Genomic DNA, 16,341 nt, shown 5'->3' on the forward strand with positions numbered 1-16,341 from the left:
ACATGGCCACGACCGCCAGCGCCCTGCACGCCCCCAACCCCGCCGCGACGGCCGCGGCCATCGCCGCCGCCACGCCGGCCGCGCTGCCGAAGCTCACGGTGCGCGGCCTCAACTTCTACTACGGCGGCTTCCACGCGCTGAAGGACGTGAACCTTGAGATCCCCGAGAAGAAGGTCACCGCCTTCATCGGCCCCTCGGGCTGCGGCAAGTCGACGCTGCTGCGCTGCTTCAACCGCATGTTCGAGCTCTATCCCGAGCAGCGCGCCCAGGGCGAGATCCTGATGGGCGGCGAGAACATCCTCACCTCCAAGACCGACGTCTCGCTGATCCGCGCCAAGATCGGCATGGTGTTCCAGAAGGCCACGCCGTTCCCGATGTCGATCTACGACAACATCGCCTTCGGCGTCCGGCTGTTCGAGGACCTGCCGCGCTCCCGCATGGACGAGCGCGTGGAGTGGGCCCTCACGAAGGCCGCGCTGTGGAAGGAAGTGAAGGACAAGCTGCACCAGAGCGGCAACGGCCTCTCCGGCGGCCAGCAGCAGCGCCTGTGCATCGCGCGCGGCGTGGCGGTGAAGCCCGAGGTCCTGCTGCTGGACGAGCCCTGCTCGGCCCTGGACCCGATCTCCACGGCCAAGGTCGAGGAGCTGATCCACGAGCTCAAGAACGACTACACGGTCGTGATCGTCACGCACAACATGCAGCAGGCGGCTCGCGTCTCCGACCTCACCGCCTACATGTACCTGGGCGAGCTCGTGGAGTTCGGCGAAACCGACCAGATCTTCTTCAAGCCTGGCAAGCAGGCGACCGAGGACTACATCACCGGGCGCTTCGGCTAGCCGCCGTCATCCCTCAGGCGGCCGTCATCCCTCGGGCGGCCGTCATCCCCGCGAAGGCGGGGATCCAGAAAAGCGCAGCGCTGCGGCAATCGGCAACCCCACCAGCAGGGCGTGCGAGACGAAGCCGTAGGTGAGGTTCTCCAGCGTGAGCGGCGTCCTGAACGGGGCTGCCGAGAGCGGGATCACAACGTAGTTCATGAAGAGATAGACGAGCACGCCGAAGAGCGCGCCGCAGGCGACCCAATGCGTGCGCATCCAGCCCACCTGCCGCCACGTGTAGCCATAGAGGGCCCCGGCCGCGATCGTGATGCCGAAGTGGCTCGCAAGCCCGACCGCCCCCGAGGTCCATCCCATCGTGGACGACGCGCGGCCGAACCACCCCATCGCCACCGACTGCAGCACCCAGAGTGCCGAGCGCCCATTGAGGTGCCAGGAGATGATGGCGTAGAGGATGTCGAAGAGGCCGGCGAGCGCGCCACCGGCCAGCACGGCGATCCAGAACGTCCGCGTATCCGTGAGCGCGTCTCGGGTCATCCCCGCATTGTGGCGAGGAGGCACCCGGCGCTGCGTGACGGTTTATTTCGCCAGGATGACGACCCAGACCACGGTCATGAGGGCGAGCGCCACGAGCACCGCGGCGCTGCCGATGTCCTTCGCGCGCTTGGAGAGGTTGTGGTGGTCGAACGAGATGCGGTCGATCGCCGCCTCCACCGAGGAGTTGAGCAGCTCGACCACGAGCACCAGCAGGACCACCGCGATCAGCAGCGCCTTCTCCACGGGCATGACGGGCAGGAAGAACGCCGAGGGCACGAGCACGATCGCGAGCAGCACCTCCTGGCGGAACGCGCTCTCGTGCTTCCACGCATCGGCCAGGCCCGCGAGCGAGTTCCACGTCGCCTGGATGATCCGGGCGATCCCGGTCTTGCCCTTGAACGGGCTTTCGGTCAGCTCAGGCGGCTTGTGCAACGGAGGCCTCCCGCGAGCGCGCCGGAACCAGGCTCGAGACGAACTGCCTCGAGCTGTGCTCCCACGAGAACGACTCGGCATAACGCCGCACTTTTGTGCGGTCGAGGGTGAGCGCCTTCAGGGCCGCGACCTGCAAGTCGGTGTCCATCACGCCGCCGGCGGGATCCTTGAGCACATCGATCGGCCCGCGCACCGGATAGGCCGCGACGGGCGTGCCGCTCGCCATCGCTTCGGCGAGCACGAGGCCGAAGGTGTCGGTGCGGCTCGGGAAGACGAAGACATCGGCGCGGCGGTAATAGCTCGCGAGCTCCTCGCCACGCTTGGCGCCGACGAACACCGCCTCGGGGAAGCGGCGTTCCAACTCCTTCCGCGCGGGGCCGTCGCCCACGACGAGCTTGGTGCCGGGGAGATCCAGCGACAGGAACGCCGGCAGGTTCTTCTCGACCGCGACCCGGCCCACGTTCACGAACACCGGCCGCGGATAGTCGGCGAAGCGGTCCGGGCCCGGGCGGAAGAGTTCGGTGTCCACGCCGCGGCCCCAGTCCACCACGTTCGCGAACCCGTGCCCTTCGAGGAGCGTGCGGATGGCGGGTGTTGCGACGAGCACGGCACTGGACGGCGCGTGGAAGCGACGCATCATCGCGTAGGTGATCCACAGCGGCACGCCGAAGCGCGGCTTCACGTATTCCGGGAAGCACGTGTGATAGGCCGTGGTGAACGCGAGGCCCTCCTTCAGGCAATGCGAGCGCGCGGCGCTGCCGAGCGGGCCTTCGGTGGCGATGTGGATCGCATCCGGGTCGAACGCTCGGATGCGGCGCGCCACCTCGCGGCCGGGCATCACCGCGAGCGGGATCTCGGGATAGGTGGGCATCGGGAACGTCTTGAAGCCGGTGGGCGAGATGACCTCCACCTCGTGCCCCCAGCGGCGCACCCAGGCGAGCGTGTTCTGCAGCGTCATCACCACGCCGTTCACCTGGGGATCCCAGGCGTCAGTCACCAATAGAATGCGCAAGCTCCACCTCCTGTTCCTCTGTCCTCGGGGACAGGGTTTGTTGTTTGAGGGCTTCGATCGCCTTCCAGTCGATGACCTTGAGCTCGCCCTCCTCCGTCTCGACGAGCGCCGTGAGGCTCTCCACCCAGTCGCCGTCGTTGCAGTAGAGGATTCCGTCGATCTCGCGCACCTCGGCCTTGTGGATGTGGCCGCAGACCACGCCCGCGAAGCCGCGGCGCTTCGCCTCGTGGGCGAGCGCTTCCTCGAAGTTCGTGATGTAGCTCACCGCGTTCTTCACGCGATCCTTGAGGAAGCGCGCGAGCGACCAGTACGGCAGGCCCAGCTTCGCGCGCGCGTGGTTGAACCACTGGTTAAGCTTCAACGTGAGGTTGTAGGCGCCGTCACCCAGATGGGCGAGCCATTTGGCGCCCTGCACCACGGCATCGAAGAGGTCGCCGTGCGTCACGAGGAACATCCGGCCGTCCTTCGTGTGGTACGCGGACTCGTTCACGATCTCGATGCCGCCGAACGCGAGGCCGATGAACTGGCGGATGCCTTCGTCGTGGTTGCCGGCGACGTACGTGACCTTGGTGCCCTTGCGCGCCTTCCGCAGCACCTTCTGGATCACGTCGTTGTGGCTTTGCTGCCAGTACCAGCGGCGCTGGAGCTGCCAGCCGTCGATGATGTCGCCCACGAGGTACAGCTCGTCGCTCTCCGTATGGCGCAGGAAATCCAGCAGGTGTTCGGCCTGGCAGCCGGGTGTCCCGAGGTGGATGTCGGAGATGAAGATCGCGCGGAAGCGAAGCGGCGCGGGAGAGTCGTCATTGTAGTCGATGGGAACTGGAGGTTTCATTCCCAAGCAATTGTCCTTGCGGCACAAGTCAATCGCAGGTCGCTTGCGCGACAGATTGGGGTCAGACTCCAATTCGCGTTTCTGTCCGATTCACGGGACTGCGAATTGGAGTCTGACCCCGTTTATTTTCACTGGAGCAGCGAGCCGTTCTTCCGGATCATCGCGAGGTCGACATGGATCGAGTCCCCGCGGCCGTTCGGCGAGAGGTCGATCACGTAGCCGTTCAAGTCGAGGCGGCCTGCCTTCTGGAAGGCGGCGAGGATCGACTCGCGCGTGGGCGAGGTGCCGGCGCGGCGCACGCCTTCGATGAGTGCCTTGGCGGCGAGGAAACCCTCGAGCGTGAGGTGCGATGGCGGCTCGTCGCGGAACTGCTTGATGGCGTCCAGGTGCTCCTTGAGGACGGGCGTTTCGGGGAACGAGGGATTCGGCACCACCTGCGTGATCATCACGCCGTGCGCGAGCTTGGGGCCCAGCAGCTCGAACATCGTGCGGTGGTTCACCATCGAGAGCGCCACGAGGTTGGCGCCCGGGTCGCGCGGACGGTAGCGCTTCACGAATTCCGCCGCCGGGACGGTATCCGCGACGATGATGACGGCCTGCGGCTTCATCGCCGCCACGGCCGCCGCGTCCTTGTCGAGCGAGCCGCTCAGCACGACCGATCCGACGGGCTTCAGCCCCTGCGCCTCGAGCGAGCGCTCGACGATGCGCGCCACGCCGGCCGCGTCGTCGGTGGGTGCGCGCAGGATCGCGAAGCGCGAGAGCTGCAGGGCGCGGAAATGCGAGACGACCTGCCGCACTTCGGTGCCGTAGTCGGGGCGCGTGAAGAAGATGCGCCGTGCGGCTCCTATCGGTGCGTCGCCGCCCGCCAGCGGTCCCACCAGTGCCGCGCTGCCGGGAACCTTCGCGTACGCCTCGACCGCATCGTCGCCGATGTAGCCGAACAGCACGTCCACCTTGCGTTCGTCGAGCAACTGCTTCGTGGCCCCGCGCACCGCCTCTTCATTCGGAGCGTCGACCACGTAATGCTTCACCTTCATGCCATTCACGCCGCCGCGCGAGTTCACCCAGTCGAAGTACGTCTTCGCACCCGCCACGTAGTCGCGGCTCGCCTCGCCATACGGGCCCGCATAGTCGACCACCTGCCCGACGATCAGGTCACGCGCGTGGGAGAGAGCTGGGACCAGGAGGAACAACGTGATGGCAGCGCGAAACCGAAGCATGCGGACTCCTCGACAGGGAGCCCGCCATCATGAGAAATCGGCATGACTGCTTCGAGTCAAAGGCAATAAAGGGGTCAGACCACTTCATTGCAAGCGCAATGAAGTGGTCTGACCCCTTTATTGCCGGACGCGGGGGCCGGCGAAGCGAGCGGTGAATCTCGAGCCCTGGCCGGGCGTGCTGTGGATGTCGAGCGTCGCGCCATGCCGCCCGAGGGCATGCTTGACGATCGCGAGCCCGAGCCCCGTGCCACCCGTCTCGCGCGAGCGGCCGCGATCCACTCGATAGAACCGCTCGGTGAGGCGCGGAATATGTTCCGGCGAGATCCCGATGCCGGTGTCCTCGACGTAGAAGGCGGCGCCGTCGGGCTCCGCGAGCCAGCGCAGCCGCACGGTACCGCCCTGCGGCGTGTAGCGAATCGCGTTCGACACCAGGTTGCCGAGCGCGCTGGTGATCTCCTTCTCGCTGCCGAGGAGCTCGATGCCCTCCGCATGCTCCACCTCGACCTTGTGGCGGCCGGCGGAAAGTGCGCGCGCTTCCGCGCCCATGCGCTCGACCAGCGCGCCCATGTCGATCGGCTCCTCCATCGGCGGCGGGGGCGAGGACTCGAGCGCGGAGAGCGTGAGGAGATCGGCCACGAGCCGCTCCATGCGGCGCGCCTGGTCGGTCATGAGCGAGAGGTAGTGGCGCGTCTCCTCGGCATCCGCGCCGCCATCGCGCAGCGTTTCGAGGAAGCCCGTGATCACGGTAAGGGGCGTGCGCATCTCGTGCGAGACGTTGGCGACGAACTCGCGGCGCGTGCGCTCCATGCGTTCGAAGCGCGTCACGTCGCGCGAGAGCACGAGCCGCTGGCCGTCGCCGTACGAAACGACTTGCACAGACAGCGTCCGCCCGTCCGGCGGCCGCAGCTCGATGGGCTTCGCGTAGTCGCCGCCCTCGAGGTAGGCGAGGAACTCCGGAATGCGAACCAGGTGCGTGATGGCATGGCCGACGTCGCGCGCGGGATCGAGATCCAGGTGGGCGAGCGCCGTGTCGTTGCACCATTCGATGCGATCGTCCTGCAGGATCACCACGCCGTCGGGGAGTGCCCGAGCGGCCTCACGCCAACGATTGAGCGCGCGGGCGAGCTCCGCCTCGCGCCGCGCCGCCTCGCGCTTCGAGCGGTGCAGCAGCGCATGCAGCTCGTCCCACGCACCGCGGGCGCGCGGCTCGGCACGCACTTCGCCGCTTTCCAGCCATGTTCCCAGCGCGTAGAGCTGGCGAAGCTGGTCGCCGAGCAGGAGCAGCAGCGAGATCGAGAAGACGACCCAGCCCCATTCCGAATCGAACATGAACCCGACGACGAGCGCCACGACCCCGGCCGCCAATAGAAGCAGGGCACTGCCGGCGAGGCGCCGGGCAATCCGGGATTGCGGCATGCGAAGCGGCCTGGCTTAGGGAGCGGAGCGGAAAAGATACCCTGCGCCGCGCGCGGTTTCCACCAGCCTGTCGTGGCCGCTCGGGGAGAGGGCATCGCGCAGCCGACGGATATGCACGTCCACCGTGCGGTCTTCGATGAACACGTGGTCGCCCCACACGTGGTCCAGGATCTGCGCCCGGCTGTACACGCGGTCCGGGTGCGTCATGAAGAAGTGCAGCAACTCGAATTCCGTGGGGCCCATCTTGAGCGTCGTCTTGTCGCCCTTCACGGTGCGCGTGGCGGGATTGAGCGACAGGCCCTGGATCTCGACCATCTCGAGCGTGAGCTGCGGAGCGCGGCGGCGAAGTACCGCCTGGATGCGCGCATCCAGCTCGCGCGGCGAGAAGGGCTTGGTGACGTAGTCGTCGGCGCCGGAGGCCAGGCCTTCGACCTTGTCCTCATCGCCGGCGCGCGCGGTGAGCATGATGATCGGCACTTCCTTCGTGCGTGCTTCCGAGCGCAGGCGCTTGGTGATCGCCGGACCGTTGCCGTCGGGCAGCATCCAGTCCAGCAGCACGACGTCGGGGAGCGCGGCGGAGAGGGCGCGATACGCCTCTTCCACGTTGGCCGCGGCTCGAACCTGGTAACCGCTCTTGCGAAGCGACGCCGCGATCAACGCCTGGATGGACGGCTCGTCTTCGACGACGAGGATGTCGGCGCCCATCAGCCCAGGGCCTCGCGCTCGAGCTCGGCGAGCGGGATGTGGCGGACGTCGCGGCCCTTCACGATGTAGATCACGTGCTCGGCGATGTTCTTCGAGTGGTCGCCGATGCGCTCGAACGCCTTCGCCACCCAGACGATGTTGAGCGACGTGGAGATCGTGCGCGGGTCTTCCATCATGAAGGTGATGAGCTGGCGGATGATGGAGCGGAATTCGGAGTCGATCGCGACGTCCTCGGCGCAGACGCGCGCGGCAGCGGCGGCATCCAGGCGCGCGAAGGCGTCCAGCGAGCGGCGCAGCATGCCGATCGCGATCTCGGAGACGTGGCCCACGGCCGTGAGCGGGATGCCGGAGACGACGCGGCTGCCGTGGATCTCGCGCGCCATGCGGGCGATCTTGGCGGCCTCGTCACCGACGCGCTCCAGGTCCGTCACGGTCTTGCTGACGGCGAGGATCAGGCGAAGGTCGGACGCGGCGGGCTGCCGACGCACGATGATCTGCCCCAGGTCGTTGTCGATGGCGATCTCGAGCTCGTTGGCGCGCTTGTCGTTGGCGATCACGGCGTCGATGCGGGCGATGTCGCCGGTCATGTAGCCGTCGATCGCGGCGCGCGCCTGGGACTCGACCAGCCCCCCCATCTGCATCATGCGGGAACGGATGGTCTCGAGGTCCTGGTCGTACTGCTTGCTGATGTGGTCGGTCATGGTTTTCCTCCCCTCGGAGGATAGACCCCCAGTGTGACAGTTCCGTTACCGGGGCGTCAGGCGTCCTTTTCCGAGTGCAGGGCGATGCGATTGCCCTCGGAATCGAGCACCACCGCCCGGAAGCCATGCGGGCCGATGGACTGGGTCTCCTCGAGGATCTTCCCGCCGTTCGGGACGACCCTGGAAACGGCGTCGCGGATCCGCCCGCTCACGTTCATGTAGACCAGGATGCCCTTGGTGGTGATCGCGTCCTTGTCCGGTACCAGGCAACCACCGTTGCCGTCCCCGTGGTCGAGCACGCAGAAGGTGAAGCCTTCCATCGAATGCTTGTGGATCGGCAGCGCCAGCACGGCGGTGTAGAAGGCCGACGCGCGGTCGAGGTCCGCCACGGGGATGTCCACCCAGACGGTGCGGTTGTGCTTGGAGTTCAGGTCGCTCATGGCTCGGTCCTCACGGGAATGGGAGGCTGGACGGGTTCTCCGCGCTGGATGCGCTCGTACTCGGCGATGACCTGCGCGCCCAGCAGGAGCAGGATCGCCGCGAATTCGAAGGACAGGAGGATCACGATCACGGTCGCGAACGACCCATACACCGCGTTCACCTGGGATAGCGACCCGAAGTACCAGCGCAGCACGTGGCGCGTGATCTCCCACAGCAGGGTCGCCGTGGCGCCGCCCAGCAGCGCGTGCTTGAAGGTGAGTCGGCCCACCGGCATCACGTAGTAGATCGACGTGAGGAGGAACAGCTCGCCGAAGATGCCCATCGCATACAGGGTGACGCGCGAGACGCTGTCGTTGTCGAAGCGCTCGAGCTCGGCCGACATCAGCGTCACCCCCGCGAGCGCCACGCCCAGCAACAGCATGTAGACGTACGGCATCGAGAACGAGACGAGGAAATGGCGCCGCTGGTCCGCGAGCCGGTGCAGGAAGATCACCGACATGGCGTTCTCCAGCACCGAGAACGCGAGCGAGCTGAAGAAGAGCATCGTCACCAGCAGCACCGGCCCCAGCACCAGGCGGTTGTCGAGGAAGCCGGAGAGCTCGCCCACCATCGCCTTGCCCTGCCCGGGGACGATCCACTCCACGTAGCGGGCGATCGTGGCGAGCAGCTCGTTCTCGTCCATGAAGTGCGAGAAGCCGATCACGAAGAGGATCAGCAGCGGCACGATGGACAGCAGCGCGTAATACGCCACGGCACCGGCCAGCAGCAGGCCCTGGTTGGCCTTGAACGCCTTCAGGACCTGAATCGCGAACTCACCGAACCTCGGCATGGCACCTGGACTCAAGAAACACAGAGGACACAGAGGTGGCACAGAGGACACAGAGGAAAAGCAGAAGGGCTGGGACGTCAAGAAGCGGGACGGCCATCGACAAGCGGATTGCCCTGAAGGTTTTCACCTGTGTCCTCTGTGCCACCTCTGTGTCCTCTGTGTTTCGACCGCTCTAGTTCTTCTTGGCCAGGGATGACGCGCGCAAAGCGTCGAGAGTCGTGTTCGCAGTTATGGCTTGCGGATCGATCCGAAGTTCAATCACTGCGGGCTTGCCCGACGCAATCGATCTCTCCAGCGCCCCCGGAAATTGGGAAGTCTCCTCGACGATCTCGCCCACCGCGCCGAACGAGCGCGCGAACGCCGCGAAATGCGGATTCTGTAAATCCGTTCCCGAGACGCGGCCCGGGTAGTGCTTCTCCTGGTGCATGCGGATCGTGCCGTACATGCCGTTGTTGATCACCAGGAAGATCGCGGGCGCGTTGAACTGCACGGCCGTGGCCAGCTCCGCGCCGGCCATCATGAAGTCGCCGTCGCCCGCGAAGCACACGACGGCCCGCGACGGCTCGGCCAGCTTGGCGGCAATGGCTGCGGGGACGCCGTAGCCCATCGCACCCGACGTGGGGCCGAGCGCCGTGCGGTACGTGGTGTAGCGATGGAAGCGGTGCAGGTACGTCGCGAAGTTGCCGGCGCCGTTGGTGTAGATCGTGTCCTCGGGCATCACCTGGTCCAGGTGCTTCACGACATCGGCCATCTGCAGGCGCCCGGCGATGTCTTTCCTCGCGTTCCAGGCCTCGAAGTCGGCGCGCATGTCGGGGACGTCCTTCTCCCACGGCGGGTTGTCGAGCGGCGCGAGGCCGGAAGCGGCGAGCGCGAACGGACCCATGCCGGAGACGATCGCGAGATCCGGCTGGAACACTCGGCCCAGCTCTTCGCCGGCGGGATACACGTGCACGAGCTTCTGCTTTGGTGCCGGTGATGCGAGCAGCGTGTAGCCGCTGGTGGTCATTTCGCCCAGGCGAGCGCCGATCACGACGAGGAGGTCGGAGCTGCGCACGCGCTCGGCGAGCACCGGGTTGATGCCCACGCCCATGTCGCCCACGTAGTTCGGCAGGCGGTTGTCGTAGAGGTCCTGCGCGCGGAACGTGCAGGTGACGGGCAAGTGCTGCGCCTCGGCGAAGCGGCGGAAGTCCGCGCACGCGTCCTTCGACCAGCCCGGGCCGCCCAGGGCCACGAGCGGGCGGCGGGCGGCGGCGAGCATCTCGCGCAGGCGATTCATGTCGCCGGCCGAAGGGTGCGGCTCGGGCGCGCGAACCGGCCGCGCATCGGGAACGGTGGCGCTTTGCGCCAGCATGTCCTCGGGGAGCGCCAGGACCACCGGACCCTTGCGACCCGACATCGCCACGTTGAAGGCGCGCGCGATGTACTCGGGAATGCGCTCGACCCTGTCGATGCGCGCGGCCCACTTCGCGAGCGGCGTGAACATCGCCTGGAAGTCCACTTCCTGGAAGGCTTCTCGGTCCTTGAAGTCGGAGCCGACGTCGCCGATGAAGAGGATCATCGGCGTGGAATCCTGGAACGCGGTGTGCACGCCGACGGAGGCCTGCGTGGCTCCCGGACCGCGCGTCACGAAGCAGAGCCCCGGCTGCCCGGTGAGCTTGCCGTAGGCTTCGGCCATGTTGGCCGCGGCGGATTCGTGGCGGCAGGTGATGAGCTTGAGCGTCTCGCGATGCTCGTAGAAGCCGTCGAGCACGGCGAGGAAGCTCTCCCCGGGGACGCTGAACGCGAGCTTCGCGCCGTGGATGGCGAGCTGGTCGACGAGGATCCGCCCGCCTTCGCGCTCCACGCTCACAACTGCTTCACCACGTAGCCGCGCTTCTTCAGCATCTCGACCAGGCCGCGCTCGCCCGCGAGGTGCAGGGCCCCCACGGCGACGAACGTCTTGTCCTTGGTGGCGAGGATGCCCTCGATCTTCTTCACCATCTCGTCGTGGCGCGACCAGATGAATTTCTCCTCGAACGCCTTCGCGCCCGGCACCTCGGTGTTGTACTTGCTGGCGATCTCCAGGAGCAGCTTCGGGTCGCCCGTCTGCCAAGCGTTCACGATGCCCGTGATCTGCTCGGCGGACAGGCCGCTCTCCAGCGCGCTCAGCGTGCCGGCGAAGAGCTGCGCGCTCTCCTTCTCGGTGAGCGATTCCATGAGCGCGATCTGCGTCTCGACGCCTTCCAGCTCGATGACGCGCTTCTTCTGCTGGTGCGCCTTGGACAGCAGCTGCAGGTCGACTCCGTAAGCCGGCAGGTAGCCCAGCCGTCCCCACTCCGAGAACACGAGCAACGAAACCGCCATGAACGGCTTCATCGTGGTCATCGTCGATTCCGGGATCGCGTACTTCGCGAGCAGCTTCTGGAAGCGCGCGTAGTCCGCGGGCGGCACGTGCTTCTGCAGCGAATCCGGCGGCACGTAGATCATCGCGCCGGCGGACTTGGTCATCGCTTCCTGGTTGGTGATGTCGGCCTCCACCGCGATCACGCGCGATTCGTCGATCGCTTTTTCCACCACGTCGGGGAACGGGTACCACGAGGCCTTGCCCGCGTGGACCGTGCCGAACAGGTAGATGCGGTTGGTCATCGACGACACCTGCCACAGGTAGTGGGAGCTGCCGGTGCCGACGGATGCGGCGGGTGCCTGGGCCCAGGCGGGCAAGGCGGCGAGGAGCAGTGCTGCGAGGAGGGATCTCATACCTCGCATTGTACAATCGGGCGAAAAACATTCCCGACGTCCACCGGAGGAGTTCCACCATGAAGAACCGCACCGTGGCGAGCGTCCTCGCCATTGCCGCACTGAGCTTCGCGGCGTCCGCTTTCGCCCAGGAGTGCAAGAGCCGCGGCGACCTCGACGCGATGTACTGCGACGACAACGGCGACATGGTCGCCGACGTCCCGAAGGACCCGAAAAAGCTGAAAAATCCGAACACCATCGTCTTCACCTACACCCCGGTGGAAGACCCGGCCGTGTACGAGAAGATCTTCAAGCCGTTCACCGACCACCTGGCGCAATGCACGGCGAAGAAGGTCGTGTTCTACCAGGTGCAGAGCAACGCCGCGGAGATCGAAGCCATGCGCTCCGGCCGCCTGCACGTCGGCGGCTTCTCCACCGGCCCCACGGCCTTCGCGGTGAACATCGCGGGCGCCGTGCCCTTCGGCATCAAGGGCTACGAGAAGGACTACCAGGGCTACAACCTCATCGTGGTGGTGAAGGCCTCGAGCCCCTTCCAGAAGCTCTCGGACCTGAAGGGCAAGAAGGTCGCGCACACCGCGCCCTCCTCCAACTCGGGCCACATGGCCCCGATGGCGCTCTTCCCCAAGGAAGGCCTCGCCCCCGACAAGGACTACAAGATCCTCTTCTCGGGCAAGCACGACCAGTCGATCCTCGGCGTCGGCACAGGCGATTACGACGCGGCCGCCGTGGCCTCCGACGTCTTCCACCGCATGGGCACGCGCGGGCAGATCAAGGAAAGCGACTACCGGATCATCTATCGCAGCGCCAAGTTCCCGACCTCGTCGTTCGCCTACGCGCACGACCTCGAGCCGGCCTTCCGCGACAAGATGCTGAAGTGCTTCTACGACTACCGCTTCACGGAAGAGATGAAGAAGGCCTTCGACGGAGCCGACCGCTTCTTCCCGATCAACTACAAGGAGCACTGGTCGGTGGTGCGCCAGGTGTCCGAGGCCGGCGGCGAGAAATTCAACCGCGAGGCCTACGAGAAGGAAACCAAGCGCGAGGAAGAGGCGAAGAAGAAGAAATAAGGGGAACGCCATGAAGCTCCGGATCGCGCTTGCCTCGCTGCTGCTCGCCACGCTGCCCGCGGTTGCGCAGGACGCGTGCAAGAGCCGCGGCGACCTCGACACCCCGTTCTGCGACGAGAACGGGGACCTCCTCGCGGACACGCCGCGCGATCCGAAGCGCGTGAAGGATCCCGACACGCTCTTCTTCACCAACTCGCCGCTCGACGACCCCGCGGTCTACAACAAGCTGTTGCAGCCTTACGTGGATCACCTTGCGCAATGCACCGGCAAGAAGGTCCGCTACTACGACGTCTATTCCGCAGCGGCGTCGATCGAGGCGATGCGCTCGGGCCGCATGCATTTGGGAACGATGTCCTCCGGGGATACGGCGTTCGCGGTCAATGTCGCGGGCGCCATTCCCTTCGGCATCCGCGGCGATGCGAGCGGCCCGCAGGGCTACCAGCTCTGGATGATCGTGAAGAAGGCGAGCCCGTACCAGAAGCTCTCGGACCTGAAGGGCAAGCGGATCGCGCACACCTCGCCGTCTTCGAACTCCGGCAACCTCGCGCCACGCTCGCTCTTCCCCGCCGAGGGGCTCGTGCCCGACAAGGACTACACCGTCGTCTTCTCGGGCAAGCACGAGAACTCGATCATGGGCGTGGCTTCGGGCGACTACGATGCCGCGCCGATCGCGCATGACCTCCTGGTGCGCATGGCCGAGCGCGGCGTGGTGAAGATGGACGATTTCCGCATCATCTGGAAGTCGGCGAACTTCGCGCCCGGCGGCGTCTCGATGGCCCACGACCTCGCACCCGCGCTGCAGGAGAAGATCAAGTCCTGCTCGTACGCCTTCCGCTATCCGCCGGAGATGCAGAAAGGCTTCCAGGGTGCGGACCGGTGGCTGCCCATCGACTACAAGAAGGACTGGGAGATCGTCCGCAAGGTCGCGGCCGACAGCGGCCTCGCGTTCAACAAGGCCGCGTTCGAGAAAGAGAAAGCACGCGCCGAAGCCGCGGCGGCCGCGAAGAAATGACCGCAGCCCTCGCGGTCCGCGGCCTCGTCAAGGAGTACGTGAAGGGCAAGCGCGTCCTGGACGGCCTGTCCCTCGACTTCGACGCGACCGGCCTCACCGCGGTCATCGGTCCGTCCGGCACCGGCAAGTCCACGCTGCTTCGCTGCATCAACCGGCTCGTCGACCCCACGGCGGGCGAGATCTTCTTCGGCGGCCGCGACATCGCCAAGGTGCACGGACGCGAGCTGCGCGAGGCACGCCGGCAGATCGGCATGGTGTTCCAGGAGTACAACCTCGTGGAGCGCCTCACCGTGATGGAGAACCTGCTCTCGGGTCGCCTCGGCTACACGCCCGTGTTCAAGGCATGGCTGCGCAAGTTCCCCCAGGCGGATATCGACCGCGCGTTCGCCCTGCTGGACCAGGTGGGCCTCGCGGGCTTCGCCAACCAGCGCGCCGACGCGCTCTCCGGCGGCCAGCGCCAGCGGGTCGGCATCGCGCGGGCCGTGATGCAGCACCCGCGCCTGCTGCTCGCCGACGAACCCACCTCCTCGCTCGACCCGAAGACCTCGGTGGAGATCATGCAGCTCATGAAAGACGTGGGCCGCGAGCATTCGCTGCCGGTCATCGTGAACATGCACGACGTGGAGCTCGCGAAGCGCTTCGCCACGCGCATCGTCGGCATGTCGGGCGGCAAGGTCGTGTACGACGGCGACGGCTCGGGCCTGAACGAGGCGGAGCTGAAGTCGATCTACGGCGGCGAGTCGTGGCTGGCCTGACTCCCTCCCAAGGGTGGGGGAGATGAGCGTCCCCGCCGACCGCGTCGCCTTCAAGCCCCGCACCTGGGCGCGGGTGGCGTGGATCGCGCTCGCCCTCTACGTCGTCTACGCCTTCTGGCGGCTCGACTTCAATGCCGACCGGTTCGTGGCCGGCCTCGACAACGGCGCGAAGTTCCTCGGCCGCATGTTCCCGCCGCGCATCGCGCAGCCCGACTCGCTCGCGAAGGGTCTCGCCGAATCGCTCGAGATCGCGGTGCTCGCTTCCGTCCTTGGCATCGCCGCGGCGCTGCCCATCGGCCTGCTGGCCGCGCGCAACCTCATGCCCCCGTGGGTGTCCTGGCCCGCGCGCGCGATCATCGCGGCCGCGCGCTCGTTCCATCCGGTCATCGTGGCGATCGTGTTCGTGAAGGCGGTCGGCTTCGGCGCGATCGCCGGCATCGGTGCGCTGGTCGTGGCCTCGATCGGCTTCGTGGGCAAGCTCTTCGCCGAGGCGATCGAGGAGATCTCGCTCAAGCAAGTGGAAGCGGTGCGCGCGACCGGCGCCTCGTTCATGAACGTGATCGCCTATGGCGTGATGCCGCAGGTGTTCGGGCGCTTCATCGGCTTCGCGACCTACTCGCTGGATTCGAACCTGCGCAACTCCACGATGGTCGGGATCGTCGGCGCCGGCGGCATCGGCGGCACGCTCTTCTCCGCGTTCCAGCGCTTCGACTACGACTTCGTCGCCGCGATCCTGCTCTCGATCATCGCGATGATCATGGTGGGCGAGGTGCTCGCGACCTGGGTACGGAAGGTCTTCCTCGGCAAGGGGCAGGTGGAGGACGAATGAGCACGGCCGCGCCTCCGAACGCCGCCCTCGCCCACGTCGAAGCCCGTACCTGGCGCCGCTTCACGCCCCGACAGCGCATCTCGCGCTTCGCGGTTTATCTCGCGGTGGTGATCGCGATCGTCCTGTCGGTGCGCGCGATCGAGATCATTCCCGAGTTCCTCTACGACGCGCCGGAACAGATGATGGATCTCTTCCGCCGCATGTGGCCGATCGCCTGGAGCCACTACCCGAAGGGCGTGCACGACGCGCTGGTGGAGACACTGCACATCGCCACGCTCGGGACGATCCTCGCGGTCGTGATGGCGGTGCCGATCGGCATCCTCGCCGCGAACAACGCGGTGCCGTCGCGGCCCCTGAATTACCTCGCCAAGCTGATGCTGGTATCGAGCCGCTCGGTGAACTCGCTCGTGTGGGCGCTGCTCTTCGTCGCGGTGTTCGGGCCTGGTGCGCTGGCCGGCACGCTCGCGATCGCCTTCCGCTCCATCGGCTTCATCGGCAAGCTCTTCGGCGAGGCGCTGGAGGAATCCAACCGCGGGACGATCGAGGCGTTGGAGGCGGCCGGCGCCCCGTGGCGCTCGAGATTCCTCTGGGGCTATTGGCCGCAGGTCGAGCCAGCCTTCTGGTCGATCGCGCTCTTCCGCTGGGACATCAACGTGCGCGAATCCGCGGTGCTGGGGTTGGTCGGCGCGGGCGGCATCGGCATGGCGCTCGACTCCGCGATGAACCTCTTCCAGTGGGACCGCGTCGCGATGGTGCTCTTCGCGATCTTCGCGGTGGTCGTGGTTGCCGAGGTCGTCGTCACGCAGATCCGCAAGCGGATCCTCTGACGTCGTTCCCGCGAAGGCGGGAACCCAGCCTGGATTCCCGCCTCCGCGGGAATGACGTTGTTTATACGAGATCTTTACAGGTCCGTCTCCATACTCCTTCGCGTCACCCTGGAGAACCGATCATGGATCTCGTATTCCTGGCCCTCACCGGGGCCTT

The 16,341-nt window shown here is 66.6% G+C and carries 18 protein-coding genes; 6 read left to right on the forward strand and 12 right to left on the reverse strand.

Going from position 1 to position 16,341, the window contains the following annotated elements:
• The first annotated feature begins 2 nt into the window (after positions 1-2).
• A complete protein-coding gene (pstB, locus tag DSM104443_RS16605) occupies positions 3-836 on the forward strand; it encodes a phosphate ABC transporter ATP-binding protein PstB (protein WP_171094207.1) in 834 nt (277 codons plus the stop codon).
• 42 nt (positions 837-878) lie between these two features.
• On the opposite strand, the gene DSM104443_RS16610 is transcribed toward pstB, so the two are convergent.
• From DSM104443_RS16610 to DSM104443_RS16665, 12 genes are all read right to left on the reverse strand, one after another.
• Positions 879-1,370, reverse strand: coding sequence for a hypothetical protein (locus tag DSM104443_RS16610; RefSeq protein ID WP_171094209.1), 492 nt, complete (start codon positions 1,368-1,370; stop codon positions 879-881).
• A 42-nt stretch (positions 1,371-1,412) separates the two neighbouring features.
• Entirely contained in the window at positions 1,413-1,802 is a 390-nt protein-coding gene (locus tag DSM104443_RS16615) for a diacylglycerol kinase (protein ID WP_246232315.1), read from the reverse strand.
• Positions 1,786-2,799: a glycosyltransferase family 4 protein gene (locus DSM104443_RS16620; RefSeq protein ID WP_246232318.1), complete on the reverse strand. Its 1,014-nt coding sequence runs from the start codon at positions 2,797-2,799 to the stop codon at positions 1,786-1,788. The genes DSM104443_RS16615 and DSM104443_RS16620 overlap by 17 nt, the downstream gene beginning before the upstream one ends.
• Positions 2,792-3,646, reverse strand: coding sequence for a UDP-2,3-diacylglucosamine diphosphatase (locus tag DSM104443_RS16625; RefSeq protein ID WP_171094215.1), 855 nt, complete (start codon positions 3,644-3,646; stop codon positions 2,792-2,794). Before DSM104443_RS16625 ends, DSM104443_RS16620 begins: the two co-directional genes overlap by 8 nt.
• Positions 3,647-3,774: 128 nt before the next feature.
• Entirely contained in the window at positions 3,775-4,866 is a 1,092-nt protein-coding gene (locus tag DSM104443_RS16630) for an ABC transporter substrate-binding protein (protein ID WP_171094218.1), read from the reverse strand.
• 117 nt (positions 4,867-4,983) lie between these two features.
• Entirely contained in the window at positions 4,984-6,282 is a 1,299-nt protein-coding gene (phoR, locus tag DSM104443_RS16635; RefSeq protein WP_171094220.1) for a phosphate regulon sensor histidine kinase PhoR, read from the reverse strand.
• 15 nt (positions 6,283-6,297) lie between these two features.
• A complete protein-coding gene (phoB, locus tag DSM104443_RS16640; RefSeq protein WP_171094222.1) occupies positions 6,298-6,987 on the reverse strand; it encodes a phosphate regulon transcriptional regulator PhoB in 690 nt (229 codons plus the stop codon).
• Positions 6,987-7,688 (reverse strand): phosphate signaling complex protein PhoU, encoded by a 702-nt coding sequence (gene phoU / locus DSM104443_RS16645; RefSeq protein WP_171094224.1) that lies wholly within the window; start codon positions 7,686-7,688, stop codon positions 6,987-6,989. The genes phoB and phoU overlap by 1 nt, the downstream gene beginning before the upstream one ends.
• Positions 7,689-7,744: 56 nt before the next feature.
• Positions 7,745-8,128, reverse strand: coding sequence for a VOC family protein (locus tag DSM104443_RS16650; protein ID WP_171094226.1), 384 nt, complete (start codon positions 8,126-8,128; stop codon positions 7,745-7,747).
• Positions 8,125-8,958: a YihY/virulence factor BrkB family protein gene (locus tag DSM104443_RS16655; protein WP_171094229.1), complete on the reverse strand. Its 834-nt coding sequence runs from the start codon at positions 8,956-8,958 to the stop codon at positions 8,125-8,127. The genes DSM104443_RS16650 and DSM104443_RS16655 overlap by 4 nt, the downstream gene beginning before the upstream one ends.
• Before the next feature lie 172 nt (positions 8,959-9,130).
• Positions 9,131-10,807: a thiamine pyrophosphate-binding protein gene (locus DSM104443_RS16660; protein ID WP_171094230.1), complete on the reverse strand. Its 1,677-nt coding sequence runs from the start codon at positions 10,805-10,807 to the stop codon at positions 9,131-9,133.
• Positions 10,804-11,694 (reverse strand): TraB/GumN family protein, encoded by an 891-nt coding sequence (locus tag DSM104443_RS16665; RefSeq protein ID WP_171094232.1) that lies wholly within the window; start codon positions 11,692-11,694, stop codon positions 10,804-10,806. Before DSM104443_RS16665 ends, DSM104443_RS16660 begins: the two co-directional genes overlap by 4 nt.
• A gap of 59 nt (positions 11,695-11,753) precedes the next feature.
• Here DSM104443_RS16665 and phnD (DSM104443_RS16670) point away from each other — a divergent pair, with 59 nt between their 5' ends.
• The 5 genes from phnD (DSM104443_RS16670) to phnE (DSM104443_RS16690) are packed head-to-tail and all read left to right on the forward strand — an operon-like array spanning position 11,754 to position 16,184.
• The gene (gene phnD, locus DSM104443_RS16670) at positions 11,754-12,761 is read left to right on the forward strand and encodes a phosphate/phosphite/phosphonate ABC transporter substrate-binding protein (RefSeq protein ID WP_171094235.1); all 1,008 of its coding nucleotides are present in this window, start codon (positions 11,754-11,756) and stop codon (positions 12,759-12,761) included.
• Between the two features lie 10 nt (positions 12,762-12,771).
• Positions 12,772-13,773: a phosphate/phosphite/phosphonate ABC transporter substrate-binding protein gene (gene phnD / locus DSM104443_RS16675; RefSeq protein WP_171094237.1), complete on the forward strand. Its 1,002-nt coding sequence runs from the start codon at positions 12,772-12,774 to the stop codon at positions 13,771-13,773.
• Entirely contained in the window at positions 13,770-14,528 is a 759-nt protein-coding gene (phnC, locus tag DSM104443_RS16680; RefSeq protein WP_171094239.1) for a phosphonate ABC transporter ATP-binding protein, read from the forward strand. The genes phnD (DSM104443_RS16675) and phnC overlap by 4 nt, the downstream gene beginning before the upstream one ends.
• 22 nt (positions 14,529-14,550) lie before the next feature.
• Positions 14,551-15,357, forward strand: coding sequence for a phosphonate ABC transporter, permease protein PhnE (phnE, locus tag DSM104443_RS16685; RefSeq protein ID WP_171094241.1), 807 nt, complete (start codon positions 14,551-14,553; stop codon positions 15,355-15,357).
• Complete coding sequence (gene phnE / locus DSM104443_RS16690; protein ID WP_171094243.1) at positions 15,354-16,184, forward strand: phosphonate ABC transporter, permease protein PhnE; 831 nt, start codon at positions 15,354-15,356, stop codon at positions 16,182-16,184. The genes phnE (DSM104443_RS16685) and phnE (DSM104443_RS16690) overlap by 4 nt, the downstream gene beginning before the upstream one ends.
• Positions 16,185-16,341 lie beyond the last annotated feature (157 nt).

Source organism: Usitatibacter rugosus (genome assembly GCF_013003965.1).
Lineage (GTDB): Bacteria > Pseudomonadota > Gammaproteobacteria > Burkholderiales > Usitatibacteraceae > Usitatibacter > Usitatibacter rugosus.

What these genes read in the sequence shown, in the direction of transcription:
- pstB (WP_171094207.1), top strand. Translation starts at nt 3, where the DNA reads ATGGCCACGACCGCCAGCGCCCTGCACGCCCCCAACCCCGCCGCGACG.
- DSM104443_RS16610 (WP_171094209.1), bottom strand. Translation starts at nt 1,370, where the DNA reads ATGACCCGAGACGCGCTCACGGATACGCGGACGTTCTGGATCGCCGTG.
- DSM104443_RS16625 (WP_171094215.1), bottom strand. Translation starts at nt 3,646, where the DNA reads ATGAAACCTCCAGTTCCCATCGACTACAATGACGACTCTCCCGCGCCG.
- DSM104443_RS16630 (WP_171094218.1), bottom strand. Translation starts at nt 4,866, where the DNA reads ATGCTTCGGTTTCGCGCTGCCATCACGTTGTTCCTCCTGGTCCCAGCT.
- phoR (WP_171094220.1), bottom strand. Translation starts at nt 6,282, where the DNA reads ATGCCGCAATCCCGGATTGCCCGGCGCCTCGCCGGCAGTGCCCTGCTT.
- phoB (WP_171094222.1), bottom strand. Translation starts at nt 6,987, where the DNA reads ATGGGCGCCGACATCCTCGTCGTCGAAGACGAGCCGTCCATCCAGGCG.
- phoU (WP_171094224.1), bottom strand. Translation starts at nt 7,688, where the DNA reads ATGACCGACCACATCAGCAAGCAGTACGACCAGGACCTCGAGACCATC.
- DSM104443_RS16650 (WP_171094226.1), bottom strand. Translation starts at nt 8,128, where the DNA reads ATGAGCGACCTGAACTCCAAGCACAACCGCACCGTCTGGGTGGACATC.
- DSM104443_RS16655 (WP_171094229.1), bottom strand. Translation starts at nt 8,958, where the DNA reads ATGCCGAGGTTCGGTGAGTTCGCGATTCAGGTCCTGAAGGCGTTCAAG.
- DSM104443_RS16665 (WP_171094232.1), bottom strand. Translation starts at nt 11,694, where the DNA reads ATGAGATCCCTCCTCGCAGCACTGCTCCTCGCCGCCTTGCCCGCCTGG.
- phnD (WP_171094235.1), top strand. Translation starts at nt 11,754, where the DNA reads ATGAAGAACCGCACCGTGGCGAGCGTCCTCGCCATTGCCGCACTGAGC.
- phnD (WP_171094237.1), top strand. Translation starts at nt 12,772, where the DNA reads ATGAAGCTCCGGATCGCGCTTGCCTCGCTGCTGCTCGCCACGCTGCCC.
- phnC (WP_171094239.1), top strand. Translation starts at nt 13,770, where the DNA reads ATGACCGCAGCCCTCGCGGTCCGCGGCCTCGTCAAGGAGTACGTGAAG.
- phnE (WP_171094241.1), top strand. Translation starts at nt 14,551, where the DNA reads ATGAGCGTCCCCGCCGACCGCGTCGCCTTCAAGCCCCGCACCTGGGCG.
- phnE (WP_171094243.1), top strand. Translation starts at nt 15,354, where the DNA reads ATGAGCACGGCCGCGCCTCCGAACGCCGCCCTCGCCCACGTCGAAGCC.